Source organism: Deltaproteobacteria bacterium (assembly GCA_016874775.1).
Taxonomy (GTDB): Bacteria; Desulfobacterota; Binatia; order Bin18; family Bin18; genus VGTJ01.
In genome coordinates, this window is record VGTJ01000001.1 from 1 (window position 1) to 19046 (window position 19046).

Genomic DNA, 19046 nt, shown 5'->3' on the forward strand with positions numbered 1-19046 from the left:
CAAAGGCCTACAGGTCTCCGACGATGAGTTTCAAGCGCTCAATATCAAACCCGGTAAGTTTCATGGCGATTGGAACTATACGCTTCTTCCTCGCTCTTAATCGGTAACTTAATTCTTGCCCATGCCTAACAGACCGCTTTCCGTTGGAATCGCCGCTGGATCAACAACAGAAAGATCCCAGAGACGAACAGGCCGATGGTCCCTGGCTCCGGAACCGCGGAGATGTCTTTGAGCAATGTGAGATCCGCGTTGCCGCCATTCGGAATAGTGAAATTGTGCTGAAAGGCAAACTGCAAATCCCCAAGTCCCGTCGGGCTTCCAGAGTTATCCAGATTCGTTAGGCCTGAATCATTGAAACTATCGATGAGATCATCGAACAGCGCAATTTGGAAAGCTTGACCTGCCAACGAAGGACGGACGTTTGCGACCACGAGTCCATCTCCTTGAGTGATTCCAATCGCGTCGCCTGAGGCTTGCTGATCGAGCGAGGTGCCATCCAGATCGAAATCACTTAAAGAGAATAGCGAGATCGTCAACGGAGCGCCGCTGGTGTTGATGAGCGAAATATCTTCTCTAATCTGCGATGCCCCACTCCCATTCGCTCCGCCATTCAGGGTGTACTCAAGGTCAACATCGAACCCCGTGCCATTATACGAGAGCGTGGCTGTATTCCCGCTGGTAGCAGCGGATGAGAGCGACAACGTATCGAGCGACGATTCTTGCGTATCACTGCTAGTTCGTAGCCAGAACCACTCGCGTGACAGGTGACTCACGCCATCGACGTTCCACGTGAACAACCCATCTTGGCTGTTGGTATCAATGGAGATCGATGAGTTGTTATCGATAACATCGAGGACGACAGCGACCGCTGGAGATGTGAAAGTCATGAAGGTTGAGAACGTCATTGCCAAGAGTACTTGTGTCCGCATAGTTGAAGCTCCTTTCTTCTAACAAGAGGAAGAGGGTGAAATAAAAATGACGAAAGACCGGATGAAGAAGGAGGAGATAAGGATAAAGGAGGGCGGGAGAAAACACGCCGGAAGTTCCTGCACGTTTCTCCTGTCTCCCTTATCCGTTTTCTCTTATCCATTTCGCCCCGTCTTATATGCTGTCCCATGTCACAACGCAAGCTGTTCTAGGTATCAGTTACTACTTCGCACATGGTCTCGCGACGAACGGAAACGTTGAGGTGGTGATGTCGATCGTCTTCAAGAACCGTATGAGTTTTGTCCGGTCCTTAGGATTGCTCAGGGTGTCCACGCCACCTGTGCCAGCACTGCGATGGGTGACGTTATTGAGCACGCATTCTAGATCTGGGCACTGACCGTTATGCAGGTACGGTGCACCCACGAAGACTGACAACAGCGAAGGGATGTTGAACCCCAATACGCCGTTGGCCACCAGAATCGGTGGATTCACTTGGGTCACACCAGCCGCTCTGACTTCGTTAAATGCGTTCGGATCAAACGTCCCTACATCACAGAGGAAATTCTTGAGTTGAGCGGCTTGAATCTCGGCGGCGTTTGGTGGCGGTGTGAAATCAACCTGGCTACTCGTCCAGTTCTGTCCACCATGACACTGCTGACAGTTGGCTGCTGCGAACAACTGCCGTCCTGGCGACTCCTCTTGTCCACGGAGAGGAGAAATAGGAGCACGGATGCCAAACGCAATGTATGAACAGAGGGCATCGAGATCAGCGCTCCGTCCTGTCGTGGAGGTTGGGGTCAGGTTGACGACTGCTTGCCCATCCGCAATCAACCCTTGCCCGCCGGAGACATTGCGGATGTTCAATTCGAAATCTTGGCATTCATCGCGCACCGCAGACCAGTTGAGCACCCGTTGCTTGAAGTTGGGCAGTAGTGGCCCACCAAACGCATTGAGAAAGGTTGGGCTTTGGGGGTGCTCGTAGGTGCTTTCCATCGAGATCGTCTGGCGTGGTCCATCACCGAACATCCAGGTGACACCGTCCATGAGGCCATTGGGATGACAGCCGTAACACGATCCCCAGCCGAAGTCGGACATGCGTCCAGCTGGAGGGAGGGAGCGTTCTTCGGTGCCTGTTGGACCTATGGCGGTGTTAAACAACTGATGCCCTCGGCTTACGATTGCGGCGAGCGAACCTGGGGTCGGGAGATCCGTCGATAAAATCCGCGCCAGCGTTTTGTATTTGCTTGGATCAGTGCCAGCAATATCGACGACCGCGACATCACGTGTGATCAGACTCATCACGTACGCACGGGTATCGGTGGAGTTGATCACAATACCACGCGGATTTTTGCTACCGATCGTGTCATTGGGATCTGGTTGAGTGATCTCGTGGGGATCTTTTAGCTCGATGCGAATGATATTCGCTGGCGAGTTGATGGTAGGGTCACCACTGCCATTGAGTTCCACTCTCAGCAGTCGGTTGGTTGCTGCGAGAGGGATAAAGCCTTCACTTTTACTTTTCTTGAAGGCAATCGCCAAAGGATTGGTATTGAATAAGCGTTTACCTACCGGCTCACCCCCAACACCGACATTCATGTTCAAGAACGCTGCCTGCACTTCGGCGAGGGCATTGATGTCGATCGACGACAAACAACTCTGCACGTTGACATTGAAGCGAGCGTTCCCGTCTGGTGATGAACAGGTGCCTGGCACATAGGCACGATGGCCCCTGATGACGATACTTTGGAGTAGGTTTGGAAAACCGGAAGTTGGAACCAGCGTATTATCCGGGTTGGCAGGGTCCGCCACAGGAATACGTTGCAACACACTCCCACGTGAGGAGAACCCCATCAGCGCTGGGTTCAGCTTAATGGTGGTCGCGACACGGTCGTGCTTTGTATCAATCACCACAACCCGCCCTTCTTTACTGTCATCCAGACCTTCAGTCGCAGGAGAGTTGCCTTCGCGAAGCTGGGCGAGGAATAATGTCACGAACACCGTCTTGCCGTCTTCGCTAATAGCGATGGCTCTGGGTTTTGAGCCAACGCGTTTGATCGTTCTGATGACTTTGTCGTCACTGGTCCGAATGACCGAGACATAGTCAGATGAGAAGTTGGCAATATAGACTTTCTCACCGTTCGGGGTTACTGCACATCCCCACGGTTCAGTGCCGACCTGCACAGTCGTGATGACCTGATATGTCTGCGCGTTGATGACTGTGACTGTATTGCTGCCATGATTGGTGACGTAGGCTTTTTTATTGTCCGGGGTAAGCGCGACACACACCGGATCATCGCCTACCGGAATTTCAGCGACTTTCTGATTTTTGTCATTCCATACGTCATGCACGGTGACGGTATCGTTTACCACCGGCTCGATAAGATCAACGTTTGGGTTGACCGCCCAAACGTATTTATCGTCGCTCGTCAGTGCGATCGGGCTTGAGTTGGTCGGCAGGGCAAACGATACGCCGCTCGGAGTATGCGCTCCTAAAACTAAAAGGAACGCCGTACAGGAAAAAATTGTTCGTACATACCGCATGAGAAGTCCTCCTTTGCTGTTGATTGCGGTGTCATTCGTTGACGTCATTTCTTGCCGTAGTGATGATATGATGATGTAAAAAGCGGAAAAGCTGCAGAAGAGAGAAGGAAGTTTTCGGGCAAAGTTGCCCTACAGGTAATTCCTCAGAGTCTGCTGCTTTTATCGGGCCTCACCTCGGGTTATTAGCGGGCGTGTCTGCCCTCTTATGAGGGGTCTTCCTTTCCTTGTTTTTCACCGAGCATTTGTGCAATAAAGGACCAGAGTTCTTGCAGCGAGCGGAAGTGAGAGCTGTGGCCTGACGCCACATGTTCGACGCGGCCAGCGACTCGCCGCTGGTGCATGTCGGTGGTTGTCGTGAACTGGACAACAAACGCCCGGTCAGTGGGGAGTGAGGCCTGCTGCGATTTCGCTCGGTGCGTCACAAGCTGTATTTCACCCATTGCGATAGTACAGTGTAATCGAACTCCGGTGACCATTCACAAAGCAAACAATAGGCTACGGATCGGCAGAAGTCATAAAGAAACGGTAAAGTTTCGGTAAATTTTTGGTAAAGCGGCCCCAGAGTGGCATGAATGAAGAGCGAGGAAAGAAGTATGGCAGCGGAGGTACTCTCATTCGGACCCTTTCGTTGTGATCCCCGCAACGCGCTTATGTGGCGGGACGAGCAGACGGTGAGTTTGCCGCCGAAGGCGCTCGAGGTGTTACTGTATTTGTTGCGTCACCCTGGCCAGTTGGTCAACAAAGAAGAGTTACTCAAAACCATCTGGGCAGAGACGTATGTCGGTGATGCGGTGCTGAAAGTCGCAATTGGCGAAATTCGTAAAGCATTGGCTGATGATCCCAAGAAGCCACAATTTGTCGAAACCGTGCATCGTCGCGGATATCGCAGGCTTGCTCCGTTGCGTGCGGCTTCGCCCGCTCAGGAGTCGGGGGTGAGGAGTCAGGAGCCGGTCAGAACGGCACAGAATGACGTTGACCGTTATCGTGATCATACCGTAGTTCTTCCAACCCCTGACCCTCGACCTCTGTCCCCTGTCCTCGTTGGTCGCGAAGCCGAACTGGCGCAACTGCACGCAGTATGGGCCAAGGCGCTCAGCGGGCACCGCCAGGTTGTGTTTGTCACCGGTGAGCCGGGAATCGGCAAGACCACGCTCATTGAAGCGTTTTTGTCTGAAGCCTCACAGGGGGTTAGGGGCTGGGGGCTAGGGGCTGGCGAGGACGAAGCGCGAAGAGCAGAAAGCAAAAGGCAAAACGTAAAAATTTGTGATACTCAGCCCTTAGCCCCCGGCCTTCAGTTTTTACCTTCCCTACCAGCCCCAAGTCCCCAGCCCCTAGCCCCTCAGCTGTGGATTGCACGGGGGCAATGTGTTGAGCACTACGGCGTTGGCGAGGCATACTTGCCGATACTCGAAGCGCTCGGGGATTTAAGTCGCCGGTCACAAAAAGAACAAATAGTGAAATGGCTGATGCAATATGCGCCGACGTGGTTGGCGCAACTCCCGGCATTGACGAACCTCTCAGAGCGCGAACGCCTGCATGACGACATTCTTGGCGCTACGCCCGAGCGCATGTTACGCGAAGGTGCAGAAGCGTTTGCTGCGGTGACCCAAGAAATTCCGCTCATTCTCGTCTTAGAAGATCTCCACTGGGGCGACTATGCCACATTGGATTTATTGGCAGCGCTTGCCCGTCGTCGTGAAGCGGCACGATTGTTAGTCCTTGGTACTTACCGACCGGTTGAGGTCATCGTCAGTGAGCATCCCTTGAAAAACCTGAAACACGACCTCAAAAGGCAGGGACAGTGTGAAGAGCTGGCCTTAGCGCTACTGACGCCAATCGAGGTTGTGACGTATCTCGCGCGTCGTTTTCCTAAAAGTGCCTTTCCCGAGCGGGTTGCTGACCTGCTCCATCAACGCACCGACGGCAATCCACTCTTTTTGACGAATGTGGTGGAAGATCTCATCGAGCAGGGAGTATTCCGCCGGCAGGATGGGCAGTGGGAATTGTATGGGACGACAGCGCAAGTTGCTGTAGGCATACCCGAGAATACGCGGCGAATGATTGAGCGACAGATCGAGCGGCTGACGCCAGATGAGCAGCAGATAGTAGAAGCGGCCAGTGTGATAGGCAGGGAATTTCCGGCGGCTGCGGTAGATGCCGCGCTCGCCGCGTCGGACGGGACGAGTGAAGAGCGGTGCGAACAACTGGCGCGTCAGCAGCGTTTTTTGCAAGTGCGGGAACCACGAACGTGGCCTGATGGAACAATAACAGGTAGTTATGCGTTTACGCACGCCCTCTATCAGAGGATTCTGGTGCAACGTATACCCCCGGTGCGGAGACTGCGTCTCCATCAGCGGATTGGCGAGCGCTTGGAAACAGCCTATGGCGCACAGGTCGATACGATTGCTGCTGAGTTAGCCATTCACTTTGAACAGGCACGAGACTATGACCGTGCACTCCGCTATCTGCAGCAGGCAGCTGAAAATGCTGTCCGTCGTCACGCATATCGTGTGGCGCTGCGCTACCTCGATAGAGGATTACAGTTATTACCCCATCTTTCCGAGACTCCTGAGCGTACACGGCACGAGCTACGGCTGCAGGCGACGTTGGGACCAACGCTGATGGCAGTCAAAGGGACTGCAGCGCCGGAAGTCGAACAGGCGTATCTGCGGGCCCGGGAACTGTGTCATCAGACCGAAGAGACCAGCACTCTTTTTCCGATCCTCCGAGGCCTTTTTGCTTCAGTCGTCATGCAAGGGAAGCTGGCCACTGGCCGGGAATATGCTGAACAGTTGCTACACCTCGCGCAGAACCGTGATGACTCCGCATTGCTTCTACAAGCACGCTACGCGTTGGGAATGACGCACTATCGACAAGGGCAGTTTGTCACCGCTCGAACCCACTTGGAAAAATGCCTCACCCTGTATGATTCGCGGCAGCATCTTTCTTATACCCTGCCCTACGGCGGTGCTGATCCAGGGGTTGGTGCACACTGTTTTCTGGCCTGGACGCTCTGGTATCTCGGCTATGCAGACCAGGCGCTTGCCCACGGGCGTGCAGCAACGACGTTGGCACAGTCGCTGGCTCATCCCTATAGCCAGGCATTCGCCCGCAATTTTGTCGCGTGGGTCCATAAACTCCGTGGCGAGCCGGTTGCTACGCAAACCAACGCCGACGCCGCCATTGCTATTGCTGCAGAATATGAATACTCACAGATGGTCACATTGGGAACGGTTTTACGCGGCTGGGCGCTCGGTGCCCAAGGGTACACAGACGACGGTTTGTCTGAACTGCAGCGCGGCATAGAGGCGTGGCGGGCGACTGGAACTGAAGGTGGCCGCCCCTATTTTCTGGCGTTACTCGCGGATGCATACGGAAAGGCCGCGCGGGTTGTCGAGAGTCTCTCCCTTGTGGACGAAGCTATAGCCGCGGTCGATAAGAACGAAGAACAGGTGCACGCTGCCTATGTCTATCTCCTCAAGGGACGTTTTCTCCTCACACAGCTTCCAACCCCGACCTCCAAGGTGAAGCTGAAGCGTGTTTTCGCCATGCGTTACAAGTCGCGCGACGCCAGAAGGCCAAGGCGATGGAGTTACGGGCAACCGTGAGCCTCGGCCAGCTCTGGGCTCACAACGGTAAACAACGTGAGGCGCGACAGATGCTCGCCAAGATTTACCGCTGGTTTACTGAGGCACATGCGACGGCTGATCTCCGCGAGGCGCAGGAATTGCTCGATCAATGGTCATGAACTGCGCTGTACGCAACAATGGGCGGTTCCCGTGTTCGTAACAGAGAGTTTGCGAGTTTCAAGCTGCGGATTTGATGCGCCGTGGTTTTAACACGGCATGACCAGTCGGGCGGGCAACGTGGAGCAGTGGGGCCTGCTGCCAACGACGAAGCCCGCGACGAATATAGTTTGGTTCCAAACCTAAGGCCACACAAATGTTGACAAAGGCAAAGGGCCAGGATGCGTTATTGCTCTCGAACCACCGCTCAGCTTCATGTGCGAGCCGTCGCTCCCGTCGGCTCTTGGTCGCGAATTGTTTTTGCCAACAGGTGAGCGCGTCCTCAAGCACGGCGCGCATTAAAGCCTGGACGCCGTGCATCGATGCAGGTGTTGAACCGAGATGGTAAAACTGTTCAGGTAATACCGCCACTGGTGAGAAAGTGTGTGGTCCAGTTTGCCAAGTGCTTGATAGCGCAGACAATGGACGAGTGAGGGCGTGCGGGCGAGTCACCTGGTCATAGCAAAGTGTTGTCATACACTACTCCTTCTTTATGATCGCGTAGCGTAATACGCGAACTGTTCACCGTTTACAGTGTGCGCAATGCGCACCAAAAGAGTAATCCTGACAGCAGGAAGCTGCCGATGATAACTGTCATTTCTGCTTTGCGCTCTTGGGTCCAATACGCCTGCCAAGCCACTTTGCGGGTATAGAAGAATCGGTGCAGCACATGTCCGCAGGGCGTCGAGTGCGTTTTCATGCGGCCTTCCTCCTGTGTCGTTGAGGTTCTGGTTTCTTCTCCTGTAAGGTCTGTGTCGAGCGTTTCAGATACATCCGCAAGCGTACCAGCGCGCGTTGTTCGCGTACTCGCACTTGCTCACGGGTGCAATGCAATTGTTGGCTGACTTCCGCCAGCGTATAGGGGCGGGTCTTTCCGATTCCGAAGCGCAGACGGAGAATGTCCGCCTCCTGGGCCGGGAGACTAGCAAGAGCATGATGTAACTGTTTGGTCGTGTCCGCGTTCTGGAGAGTGCTCTCAGGAGACGCCTCTTCAGGGGCTGCGATGAGGTCGATTAATGAGCCATCGTTCTTTTCTTCAAGAGCAGCATCAGAAAAGCCGTGCGTAGGTTGTTGGCAGGCTAGCGTGCGAGCAAACGCCTCGCGTATCCACCAGACCGCATACGAGGCGAACCTCACCCCTCGGTCAGGGTCGAACTTCTCCACCGCGCGCATCAGTCCTAGGGCTCCCTCCTGAACGAGGTCAAGGAGACTTACACCCTGCTGTTGATAACGCCGAGCTAACATGACAACGAAACGAAGATTGCGATGCACCATTTCGTCCCGGCAGTGGCGGAAGTGAGCGAGATGCGCGTGCATCTGTGTCAGCCAGGTCTGGAGGGAGGCAGGAGGGGGCTGTGTTGCGTGCCGGTTACTCTGCTTGACATGTGCTTCGACATGGTACACAAGGCGTAGGATGTCTCCCTCACTCAGTGTGTCAGATGATACTGGCAGCAGCTGTTCGCCAACATGATGGAGAAGGAGAGCACGATGGGTTTGGACTGAAGTGATCAGCGCGAGCCACGCGGCCCGCGTCCGACAGGCTAAAGCGTATTCCTCTGCGCGATCGAATCGCGGACAATGCGCAAGATCAAGCGAGAACAAGTGTAACAGGTTCGGTGTGGTTAGTGGGCGTTGTTTTTCTTGCTCCGATTCAGTTGCATCGTGACTGTAACTCTGTTGAGAGATACTCATTGCTACCGACTCCCTACTTTTTTGTGTCGACTTGCGAAGAAGATAGACAAGGGCGAAGTCGAAGTCATAAGGAAACGGTCAAATTTTGGTAAAGTTTTGGTAAAGGCGCTGAGCGAGGCTGAGATTGTCCTACATGTGGACCTTATCCGCCCCCCTCTCTCCGGTCACGGAGAGAGGGAAAAATCACTGAAATCTACTTATGGGAAGATCGGTGTCTGCGCATCGATCGATTTGAGGAACTTCACCAACCGTTGGCGGTCTTTGGGCTTGCTTAAGGAATCAGTCCCGTTTGTTCCTGCACTACAGTGCGTCACGTTTTCCACGACGCATTCCAAGGTCGGGCATGCACCACTATGAAAAGAGGTTGCATTGATGACGGACACTGTGCCACTGACCGTGTTGGTGACATACACCTTGCTATTGTCAGGCGTAATGGCGATACACCCTGGTTCATCTCCTACGGTAATCTCCTTCGCTTTCTGTGCGCCTCCACTGCTGACATCAAAAATGGTGACCGAGTCGTTGTCTGGATTGGCAACCCACAGTTGACGATCGTTACTCGCTAACGCGATCAGGGTCGAATGTGTGGGTTTGGCCCACAATGGTGTTGCTGTTATCGTGACGCCTAACGTTGTCGCGATGGCAGCGGCAAAGAAACGTCTCCTGGATCTCTTCATATCTCCTCCTCCTGTTTGCTTTGGTTTTCTTCTAAGACCGATGTGATGAATGCCAACAACTCCTCAATGGAGCCACAACGACGAGCACGACCAGACGAAATATGTTCCACGCGCCCATAGATGCGTCCCTGGGAGAGGTCAGCCTGAGTCGACAATTGGAGGACAAAGGCGCGACGAGTGGGGAAAGTGTGCACTTCAGTAGGTGATGCTTTGGGCATATTGGGCTCGCTGTATCGTGTTCGTTCGCTCTTCCGTTATCTCGCGGTTTTCAGTCTGGGGAAGATATAAGGGAAACCGACAGTGAAGTCGTAAGCAAATTGTAAAATTTCGATAAAATTTTCGTAAAAGTTGTCTATCGTGGCCGAGGGCCACTACCGCAAAAACCCCTTCCGAGACGGGTGCCTGAAGATAATTTGTTGAGGAAGATCAAGACAATGCGCTTAAAGAGAGAAGCGATCGGTGCTGGACTTGCATTGTAAGTAGGTAAATAGTACCGAGCATCCGAGACGGATGAATCACCAAGACAACAAAAAAGGAGGAAACACGATGAACCGCTATCAATCCGCAGGTAGTGCAGGCCCAAAAGCTGCCGCAGGGTGGCAAATCACCCATCTCTCACCAGCGAGTGGGTTGTTTGGCGCCAATGGGATGCGAGTTGGCCCTGATGGTCGACTCTATGTAGTCCAGGCATTTGGCAGTCAGATCAGTGCGATCAACACCGCGACTGGCGCGTGCGAGACGATTTCTCCCGTCGGTGGACCAATCGTTGCCCCGGACGATATCGTGTTCGATTCGCATGGAGTGATGTATGTGACAGAAGTGATGAATGCGCGAGTGTGTGCGCGGACCCCAAATGGTGAAACACGGCTGATTGCCGATAATGTTCCGGCTGCGAATGGCATCACCGCGTATAAAGATCGTCTGTTTATGGATGAATGCCGCCCTGATGGGCGATTGTTTGAACTCTTCCCTGATGGCCGAGCGCCACGGCTGATCGCTGATCATCTTGCGTTACCGAATGCGCTTTCCGTAGGACCAGACGAGCAGATCTACTTTCCGCAAATTGCTGCTGGTGAAATCTGGCGGGTGCCGCTCAATGGGGGGACGCCACAACGTTTCATGTCGGGGTTAGATGTACCGACGGCCGTGAAGTTCGATCAAAAGGGTGTCCTTACGACGACTCAGGCAGGCAATGGTGAGATTCTCAGGATCGACATTCAAAGCGCTGCGAAAACGGTGGTTGCCAAAGTGCGACCAGGCATCGATAACTTTGCGGTCGATGCTGATAACCGGCTGTTCATTTCTCACTTTATCGATGGTGGGGTCGCCGAGATCCTCAATAATGGCCAAGAACGTGTCTTGGTTCCAGCCGGCTTGCTTGGACCGATGGGACTCGCCGTTGGCGGTGATGGGACACTCTATGCTGGTGACGGTATGAGTGTCGTGGTGATCTCACGCGATGGTAAGCGTAGTCGACCGGGGATGCTGCTTGATGAAGGATTTCCAGGTTTTGTTCGTGGTGTTGCGGCTGGTCCAGGTGGAGCACTGTATGTGACCAATTCGGCTGGGTCTGTCAGCTCGTATCATCCTGGGACGCGCGCGTCTCAGGAATTGACGACCGGTTTGCAAGAAGCCTTGGGATTGGCCTGTGCGCCAGATGGATCGGCGATTGTGGCTGAAGCCGGTGCGGGCAGAGTAGTGAAGGTCAGCACTAAAGGTGACGTGTCAGTTGTGGCGCAAGGATTAGGGCGGCCTGCAGGTGTTGCGGCAGCGTCGGATGGTTCCTGCTATGTCAGCGAAGCCAGTGCCGGTCGTGTGATTAAACTCAACGGTGGGAAAAGTACAGTTGTGGAAGGACTGCAAACCCCGCATGGTGTTGCCCTTGCTGGAGATCAACTGCTCATTCTTGATGTTGGCAGTAAAGAACTGACGAGCTTCTCGCTATCAACTAAGCAGCGTCAAACTATTGCAACGCATCTTCCGGTGGGTGCTGCTCCTGGCATCACCCCGAAGCCACTCATGGGCATAGCCGGTCTAATCCCTGGCCCCCTCTCACCCTTTGCCGGATTGGCGGTTGGCAGTGACGGCACGATTTACCTTGCTGGCGATGGCGAGGGCAGCGTGTTGGCGGTGAAGAGAGCCTAGGAGTGTCAAACGGTTCGCAGTTCGGAGTCGAGAGAGTAGGGTGGGCATTGCCCACCTGAACTCATCAAATGTGGGTTCGTGCGTCAGGCGCGCGAACCCTTGGTTAGGGGAGGCGTAGTGACAATGAGAAAACTGTCACTTTTAGTTATTTTCCTTGGACTCGCGGGGTATATCTCTGTGACCTCGGTATATGCTGAAGAGAAGTTAGAAAAAGCAAAGAGGGAACGTATGAGCAACAAATCAGAAATCGCGAGCAAATTTATTGGCACCTGGCGGCTGGTTTCTGTTGAAGCACGACGACCAAACGGGGAGGTCGCACCAACGCCTGCTCGGTATGGCGCGAAACCTATGGGCTATTTGATGTACGACAACACCGGGCACGTTGCGGTACAGATCATGCGACCAGATCGTCCCAAGTTTGCTGTGAGTGATATCGATAAAGGAACGCCCGAAGAGCTGAAAGCGGCATGGGAAGGGTATAGCGCGTATCTCGGGACCTACGAAATCAACGAGGCTGAAGGTTTTGTCGTCCACCATGTCGAAATTAGTTCGTTTCCCAACTACGTCGGTTCCGATCAGAAACGGTTCTATGAACTTTCTGGCGACACCCTCGTGCTAAAGCCCCCGCAACGACAAGTGGGCAACGAACAGCTCAACATGCGAATCACTTGGCAACGTGTGAAATAGACTTTATACGTGGGAAGGAGGGGGTGTTGGTATGAGTAAACCGCAATGGTTTGTGTCGTTGGGCAGGAAAGCGTGTGTCTTCTCGCTGCTCACAGGCCTGAGTGTGATCGGCTTGCTATCAGTGCCAGCTCAAGCTGCACAGTCGATTAACTGTGCAAGTGAGAGCGGGCGGCATCAGTATTGTCGAGCACAGACTGATGGGTATGTGCGGCTTGACGAGCAATACTCAGACGCTCCGTGTGTGGCTGGACGGACCTGGGGCTATGATGATTGGGGTGTGTGGGTAGATAACGGCTGCCGTGCGCGCTTTATTGTCGGGCGACGCGACTATTATAACGAGCCACGTAAACGACCCCGCGACTACGATCGGCGCGATTACTATGATGAGTCTGCTCCTGCGGCCCAAACAACTCGCTGTGCCAGTAAAGGTGGTCGGTATAGTTACTGCCCAACCGATACTGGTGGTTACGTTCGACTGGAACGGCAACTCTCCGATCGGCAGTGTGTCAAATGGCAGTCCTGGGGGTATGATTCTGGTGGAGTATGGGTTGATCAAGGGTGTCGCGCGGAATTTACCGTCGGTCGTCGGCGCGGCTATTCCCGCGACTGGCCGTGGCAGTAGCATCCTGAGGACAGCAACGGTGAGACTGAAGACGAACGGGAGAACCGGCGCCCGCCCTTCTCCCGTTTCCTTTTTCTCTGATTTCCCGCATCAGCTTTTCCCCTTCTCGCATTCTTTCATTTGCCGATCCATTGTTCGAGCTACCGACTCTCCGTTCCTTCTCTCTGTATAGCTCGGCGCTAGCCGTATTTCTTTGCACCCGCTATAGTAGCCGGATGGCAAACGCACCCGTAGTTACTCCAATTCCTTCAGCAACAGTTATTCTTGTCCGTGAAGCCGGTGGGCATCTTGAAACCCTGCTTCTGCGACGTAACTCAAAAATCGCCTTTCATGGCGGCGCATGGGTTTTTCCCGGCGGACGTATTGACCCAGAGGATCATACGCCGGAAAGCCCTGAAGACATGTTGGCTGCAGCACGGCGGGCCGCTGTACGTGAATCTCAGGAAGAAGCTGGTTTGACGGTACCTCATGAGGAGATGATTTGGGTGTCTCACTGGACCACTCCAGAAGGACAACCGCAAAGATATTCGACCTGGTTCTTTCTGGCTGCAGCAAGAGATGAGGCGGTACAGATCGATGGCGATGAAATCCATGATCATCGCTGGATGCGGCCTGATCTCGCATTAGCTGCACAACGTGAGAAAGAAATTGAGCTTCCCCCACCAACCTTTGTGACACTGACGAAGTTGTCAACCTATCGTTCAGTGACCGAGACGCTTTCTCACCTCAGCGCAAGAGAGCCTGAAATCTTCGTACCACGCTACACCAAAGTGACTGGAGGCATCTGCTCGATGTACGAAGATGACGTTGGCTATCCTGATGTCAACGTCGACCGTCCAGGCCAACGTCACCGTTTGTGGATGATTGAGAGCGGGTGGAAATACGAGAAGACCAGCTAAGGCAGTTCGGAGTTGCAGATAGTTCGGAGTTCGGTGTCTCAATCAAACCCCAAGAGATTGGCATACCGGTGTTGTCACTCTGAGTGCAACGAAGGGTCTCTCTGAGAGATTCTTCGCGGAGGTTATCCTGAGCGTAGTCGAAGGGCTCAGCATGACACCTCTGCGAGGGTGCAACATAAAGTGTACGAATGTGCTGTGGCTGAGTTAGACCTCAAGGACAATTTTCCCAAAGTTGCGGTTTTCCTCCATATAGCGATGCGCCTCGGCGGCCTTCGCTAGTGGGAAAACACGATCGACGATCGGTTTGATACGGCCTGACGCCAAGAGTGGCAGCCATCGCTCGCGGAAACGTTGCGTGATGTCGATCTTGTCGGCAAGGGTGCGTGCGCGCAACACTGAGCCGAATATCTGCAACCGTTTGGCCATGATCAGTTGCAAGTTGGCTTCGACTTTGACACCACCCATCAACCCGACCAGCACGAGTCGGCCACCGATCTTCAAGCTCTGCAGGTTTTTATTCCAATAGCCTGCACCGATGAAGTCTTCGATCAGGTCGACCCCCTGACTATTTGTGACTTCTTTGACCCAATCAGCAAAGTCTTGCTCTTTGTAGTTACAGCCTGCACTGGCTCCGAGTTCGATACAGCGTTGAATCTTCTCTGCTGAACCAGCAGTGACAAGAATGCGCGCGCCAATCTCACGTGCCATCTGGATACCAGCAGTCCCGACACCACTTGCTGCGGCGTGAATCAGCACTGTTTCCCCAGCTTGAAGATTGCCAAGGGTGAACATGGTCTCTTGCGCGGTAAAAAAGACTTCTGGGACTGCGGCAGCCTGAACAAAAGTCCACCCGGAGGGAATTGGAATTGCCATCCGGGCGTCGAACACAGTTTTCTCGGCATACCCGCCACTGCCGACGAGTGCACAGACGCGATCGCCTGGTTTGACGCCTGTGACAGCAGAACCGACTGCTTCTACTTCACCCGCCAGTTCAAGGCCGAGAATATCGCTTTCTCCTGGGGGAGGAGGATAGTTCCCTGCACGCTGTAAGGTGTCGGCACGATTCAGCGCAGTGGCGCGTACACGTACTAAGATCTGCTCTGCTGTGGGAGTGGGGTCCGGAACGGTTACGAGTTGTAAAACCTCTGGGCCACCAGGATTGATTGCGCGAATTGCTTGCATGAACCCTCCCGTTATTTCCCCGAAAACTGGGCTTTCCGTTTGGCCACAAAGGCATTTGTGCCTTCGATAAAATCCGGCGCTTGCGCCGAGATGGTGATGAGCTGCGCTTCGCTGTGAAGATGATTCTGCAAAGACGTGTTAAAGCTTTGATTGAGAAGGAGCTTCGTCCGTCCGAAAGCTGCGGTTGGTCCTTGCGCGAGTTCATTGGCGAGTTTCATTGCTTCTGGCATGACGTGTTCCGGCGGCACAACGGCATTGACGAGACCGAGCGTGAGCGCCTCCTCTGCACCGACCGGCTTATTACGGAGAAAAAGTTCGGTCGCACGGCCAATTCCAACATACCGTGGGAGGAAGAATGACGAACTCGAATCTGGACTTGCGCCGATGCCAAGAAATGCTGTTAGGAGATTCACTTTAGGTGAAGCAATGCGGAAATCACAGGCGAGCGCTAAGCCCAGACCGCCACCTGCGGCAACGCCGTTCAATGCGGCAATAATCGGCTTTGGCAACTCGCGCATGGCAATGATGGTTCCGTGCAGTACTCGGAATAACTCATCGAAGCTTTCAATCGAGCGGTTCGCTTCGCGGACTGCGACCATGAATTTAATGTCACCACCACCACAGAACGCGTTACCGTTGCCGGTCAGAACGATGGCGCGGATGCTGTCCTCAGCACCGCACTCGCGCACGGCTTGTTGGAGGCCAACGGCAACGTCTTGACTGAGAACGTTATAACTTGCTGGGCGATTGAGTGTGATGACTCCAACGCTTCCTTCGCGGTTCCAATACACAGCTTTGTCACTCATAGCTTCCTCCTCGGGAAAAACGCGTGAAACATGATGCGTGAGAAACGGATCGTAAAGCGGAATGAGTTCAACGTACAAGGGGGAGGGGTGGTCTCATAAGGGTAGGTTTTTATCCAAGCCACAATTGGCACGGATTGCCCCTCGTGAGGATCCGCGTGTTCGTCATGCCCGCGCAGGCGGGCATCCAGGAGCTTCACCCCTGAACGATTGCGTATGCTCCCTGGATTCCCGCTTTCGCGGGAATGACGTCTCGTCTTTGCTCAGCGTAAAAGCCTACCCCTAAAAGGGAGGGGTGGTTACGTGTTGCGTGTTACGTGGTACGTGTTGCGTGTTCATTCGTCATAGAAGGAGGTTCACATGGCCGTCAAACAACTTACTCCACAACAAGCCCATGACCTTATGCAAAAAGATACGGCTGTCATCTACCTCGATGTCCGCACTGTCCCAGAATTCTCCGCTGGACATCCGCAACGAGGGATCAATATCCCTGCTTTTTTCTTTCAACAACCAGGGCAACCCTCGCCCAACCCAGACTTTGTCAAAGTCGTTGAAGCAAATGTTGCCAAGGATGCGGTGATCGTCGTTGGCTGCCAAGCTGGTGGCCGCTCGCAACGGGCAGCCGATATGTTGGACAAAGCTGGCTATTCCAACGTCTCCAATGTCATGGGTGGCTTTGGTGGCGGACAAGACCAAGCTGGAAAGCCCCTCGCTGGCTGGCGTGATACGGGCCTCCCGGTGACGACCGACAATGGAGAGGGCGCAAGTTATACCTCGCTGGCGGCGAAGGCAGGAGTAAAAGTGTAAGTGTTCTTTCTGCGGGGTGCTGGGCAAGGTCCGCCCTACATCGTGCGGTGTAGCGGGCTTGTCCAGCAAGGCTATGTTTCTAACGCCTGCAAGTATGCCTTGACCGCATTGGTGAATCCCATATACAGGGCATCACAAATCAACGCATGACCGATCGACACCTCTAATAACCCAGGGAGGTTCTGCGCCAAAAAGGGGAGGTTCTTGAGGTCAAGGTCGTGCCCGGCGTTGACGCCAAGTCGGATGTCTTGTGCGGTTGCTGCAGCGCGATGATACGCTTCATACACGCGTTGACCCTCAGGGGTAGCGAATGTTCTCGCGTAGCGCTCTGTGTATAACTCGATGCGGTCGGTACCGATGTCTTTTGCCCGTCGCACTTGTTCAGTATCTGGCTCGAGAAACAGGCTGGTGCGGATACCGTTATCTTTCAACTGTTGCAAGACGTCGCGTAACCAGTCGACATCCCCTTTGAGATTCCAACCCGCGTTAGATGTCAGTACATCTGGTGGGTCAGGGACCAACGTGCACTGCGTTGGTCGCACCTGACACACGAGATCAAGAAACTCCGGCGATGGATACCCTTCGATGTTGAACTCCACGCTCAGCATCGCGGATAAGTCCAAAACATCGCGGCGACGGATGTGGCGCTCGTCAGGACGTGGATGGACAGTGATGCCGTGGCAACCCGCTGCGATCGCGGTTTGCGCAGCATGGATAACGCTTGGGTTATCTCCACCGCGGGCATTACGGAGTGTGGCAATTTTGTTGACGTTGACGCTGAGTTTGATCATGGCCGATTATTCACTCACTCCTTATTTCTACGACGTCGACACCCGTAAATCAGTTCCACCACTCACTGGTAGTGTGACTCCGGTGATATAACTGGCTTCGTCAGAGCAGAGAAACGCCGCGGCGTTGCCAATATCCTGCGGCTGACCGAGGCGACCGATGGGAATCTGCTGCGCATACGCTTCCTTTTGCTGTCGCGTGAGCGCACTGTTCATCATCGGTGTTTCAATCGGGCCTGGCGCAATCGCGTTGACCCGAACTCCATGTTTCGCCACCTCATAGGCGAGGTCGCGAGTCAAGGCGACGACTCCTGCTTTTGAAGCCGCATACGGGACATGCGGAACGGTGTAGTGGAACGCGGCAATCGATGCGATGTTGACGATCGCTCCCCGTTTCTGCTTGATCATTTCTTGCACCACGCGATGGCAGCAGAGGAATACGCCTTTGAGGTTGACACTCAGAACGTTATCCCAGTCAGCTTCGGTTTGTTTGTCGATCGACTTTACGACAACGACGCCGGCATTGTTCACCAGCATATCGATCTTGCCGAAGCGGTCGAGCGTTGTTTGTACCAGGCGATCGACATCCGTCGCCTGGGTCACGTTCGCCTCTACTCCCACAGCCTGGACGCCGAGTGCTTGCGCAGCCGTGACGGTTTGCGTTGTCCGGTCTTGTTGTAGTTCATTGATGACGACATGCGCACCTGCGCGCGCTAAACATAACGCGACCCCTTGACCGATGCCTTGGCCACCGCCAGTGACAATCGCTACGCGCCCATCGAGTTTGGTCATATCTCTCCCCTCCTTTGTGGCGCGACCTTACTCTTAATCATGAGAGAAAATCAATCCGTTCTCCACCCGCTGACAATACTCAGCTGCGCGCTGGAGAGGAACGTAATGCGCAAAGTTGAGATGCTCGAAAAACGCCTGTTGGTCGGTGTAACGAAAGCCATGTGAGGTACAGTAGAAATATGTCGGCGCACGTGTTGGGGCGGTTGATAGAGAAGGGGTTGAACCGGGAGCACCGATTGGAGGTGGGCCAGCAGGGCTGAGCCGTTGCCGATAGACGAATCGCCGACTGGAAAATCCAGGTGAGAAGAACGGAATGCCCTGGCGAAAGGACGACGACGATCCGAACCGTGGCGGAGATGGACAGTACGGAGAGCGACCGAACCCCGGAGAACGAAATGCCGGGCTGCCGTAGTTCGTAAATGGGCCTGGACTCCCAAAGTTACCGTACCTACCTCCGCCAAAATGTTGGTGTCCACCGAAAGATTGTCCACCACCGAAATGACCACTGCTATGTCCGCCACCAAAATGCATCCCTCCCGTCCATCCTCTCGCAGGAAAGAGTACACACGCTGTGAGAACGAGACAAAAGCAAACAAGCGATTTTTTCATGAGCGTATCCTCCGTAGGGAATCAACAGGGGCTTGTCCTACACTGCTATATGACTATTCTGCTCTTTTCATGACGCGGATCAATCCACGC

Annotated in this window: 18 protein-coding genes; 6 read left to right on the plus strand and 12 right to left on the minus strand. The window is 54.1% G+C overall.

Translation table 11 applies throughout. The features are described 5' to 3' along the window. Positions 1–125: 125 nt before the first annotated feature. The 3 genes from FJ147_00005 to FJ147_00015 form a co-directional block, all read right to left on the minus strand. On the minus strand, positions 126–929 hold the full coding sequence (locus FJ147_00005; protein ID MBM4254261.1) for a PEP-CTERM sorting domain-containing protein: 804 nt from the start codon (positions 927–929) through the stop codon (positions 126–128). 220 nt (positions 930–1149) lie between these two features. Then, positions 1150–3516, minus strand: coding sequence for a hypothetical protein (locus tag FJ147_00010; protein MBM4254262.1), 2367 nt, complete (start codon positions 3514–3516; stop codon positions 1150–1152). Between the two features lie 155 nt (positions 3517–3671). Continuing rightward, entirely contained in the window at positions 3672–3908 is a 237-nt protein-coding gene (locus tag FJ147_00015) for a hypothetical protein (GenBank protein ID MBM4254263.1), read from the minus strand. 132 nt (positions 3909–4040) lie between these two features. On the opposite strand from FJ147_00015, the gene FJ147_00020 reads away from it, so the two are divergent. Then, positions 4041–7076, plus strand: a complete 3036-nt coding sequence (locus FJ147_00020; GenBank protein MBM4254264.1) for a hypothetical protein — start codon at positions 4041–4043, stop codon at positions 7074–7076. A gap of 198 nt (positions 7077–7274) precedes the next feature. On the opposite strand, the gene FJ147_00025 is transcribed toward FJ147_00020, so the two are convergent. From FJ147_00025 to FJ147_00040, 4 genes are all read right to left on the minus strand, one after another. After that, entirely contained in the window at positions 7275–7730 is a 456-nt protein-coding gene (locus tag FJ147_00025) for a hypothetical protein (protein ID MBM4254265.1), read from the minus strand. A 219-nt stretch (positions 7731–7949) separates the two neighbouring features. Continuing rightward, a complete protein-coding gene (locus FJ147_00030; GenBank protein MBM4254266.1) occupies positions 7950–8945 on the minus strand; it encodes a sigma-70 family RNA polymerase sigma factor in 996 nt (331 codons plus the stop codon). A 197-nt stretch (positions 8946–9142) separates the two neighbouring features. Further along, complete coding sequence (locus tag FJ147_00035) at positions 9143–9622, minus strand: hypothetical protein (GenBank protein ID MBM4254267.1); 480 nt, start codon at positions 9620–9622, stop codon at positions 9143–9145. Further along, a complete protein-coding gene (locus tag FJ147_00040; GenBank protein MBM4254268.1) occupies positions 9619–9840 on the minus strand; it encodes a hypothetical protein in 222 nt (73 codons plus the stop codon). Before FJ147_00040 ends, FJ147_00035 begins: the two co-directional genes overlap by 4 nt. Positions 9841–10252: 412 nt before the next feature. On the opposite strand from FJ147_00040, the gene FJ147_00045 reads away from it, so the two are divergent. The 4 genes from FJ147_00045 to FJ147_00060 all read left to right on the plus strand — a co-directional run bounded on the left by FJ147_00045 (position 10253) and on the right by FJ147_00060 (position 13975). Further along, positions 10253–11767 carry a gluconolaconase gene (locus FJ147_00045; protein ID MBM4254269.1) on the plus strand — a complete coding sequence of 505 codons (1515 nt, stop codon included), beginning with the start codon at positions 10253–10255 and terminating at the stop codon, positions 11765–11767. 123 nt (positions 11768–11890) lie between these two features. Continuing rightward, positions 11891–12454, plus strand: a complete 564-nt coding sequence (locus FJ147_00050) for a lipocalin-like domain-containing protein (GenBank protein MBM4254270.1) — start codon at positions 11891–11893, stop codon at positions 12452–12454. 31 nt (positions 12455–12485) lie between these two features. Next, entirely contained in the window at positions 12486–13076 is a 591-nt protein-coding gene (locus FJ147_00055) for a DUF3011 domain-containing protein (GenBank protein ID MBM4254271.1), read from the plus strand. Between the two features lie 215 nt (positions 13077–13291). Further along, positions 13292–13975, plus strand: a complete 684-nt coding sequence (locus FJ147_00060) for an NUDIX hydrolase (protein ID MBM4254272.1) — start codon at positions 13292–13294, stop codon at positions 13973–13975. A 204-nt stretch (positions 13976–14179) separates the two neighbouring features. Here the strand turns inward: FJ147_00060 and FJ147_00065 are convergent, their stop codons facing one another. Together FJ147_00065 and FJ147_00070 are read right to left on the minus strand one after the other, a co-directional pair. Next, complete coding sequence (locus FJ147_00065) at positions 14180–15157, minus strand: NAD(P)H-quinone oxidoreductase (protein MBM4254273.1); 978 nt, start codon at positions 15155–15157, stop codon at positions 14180–14182. An 11-nt stretch (positions 15158–15168) separates the two neighbouring features. Beyond that, complete coding sequence (locus FJ147_00070; GenBank protein MBM4254274.1) at positions 15169–15963, minus strand: hypothetical protein; 795 nt, start codon at positions 15961–15963, stop codon at positions 15169–15171. A 357-nt stretch (positions 15964–16320) separates the two neighbouring features. Between FJ147_00070 and FJ147_00075 the strand changes: the two genes are divergently transcribed. Then, positions 16321–16767 (plus strand): rhodanese-like domain-containing protein, encoded by a 447-nt coding sequence (locus FJ147_00075; GenBank protein MBM4254275.1) that lies wholly within the window; start codon positions 16321–16323, stop codon positions 16765–16767. 71 nt (positions 16768–16838) lie between these two features. On the opposite strand, the gene FJ147_00080 is transcribed toward FJ147_00075, so the two are convergent. Genes FJ147_00080 through FJ147_00090 form a run of 3 tightly spaced genes read right to left on the minus strand, consistent with a single transcriptional unit; the run spans position 16839 to position 18956 of the window. Further along, positions 16839–17558 carry a pyridoxine 5'-phosphate synthase gene (locus tag FJ147_00080; GenBank protein ID MBM4254276.1) on the minus strand — a complete coding sequence of 240 codons (720 nt, stop codon included), beginning with the start codon at positions 17556–17558 and terminating at the stop codon, positions 16839–16841. A 27-nt stretch (positions 17559–17585) separates the two neighbouring features. Further along, positions 17586–18347 (minus strand): 3-oxoacyl-ACP reductase FabG, encoded by a 762-nt coding sequence (locus FJ147_00085; protein ID MBM4254277.1) that lies wholly within the window; start codon positions 18345–18347, stop codon positions 17586–17588. A gap of 33 nt (positions 18348–18380) precedes the next feature. Continuing rightward, the gene (locus FJ147_00090; GenBank protein MBM4254278.1) at positions 18381–18956 is read right to left on the minus strand and encodes a hypothetical protein; all 576 of its coding nucleotides are present in this window, start codon (positions 18954–18956) and stop codon (positions 18381–18383) included. Between the last annotated feature and the right edge of the window lie 90 nt (positions 18957–19046).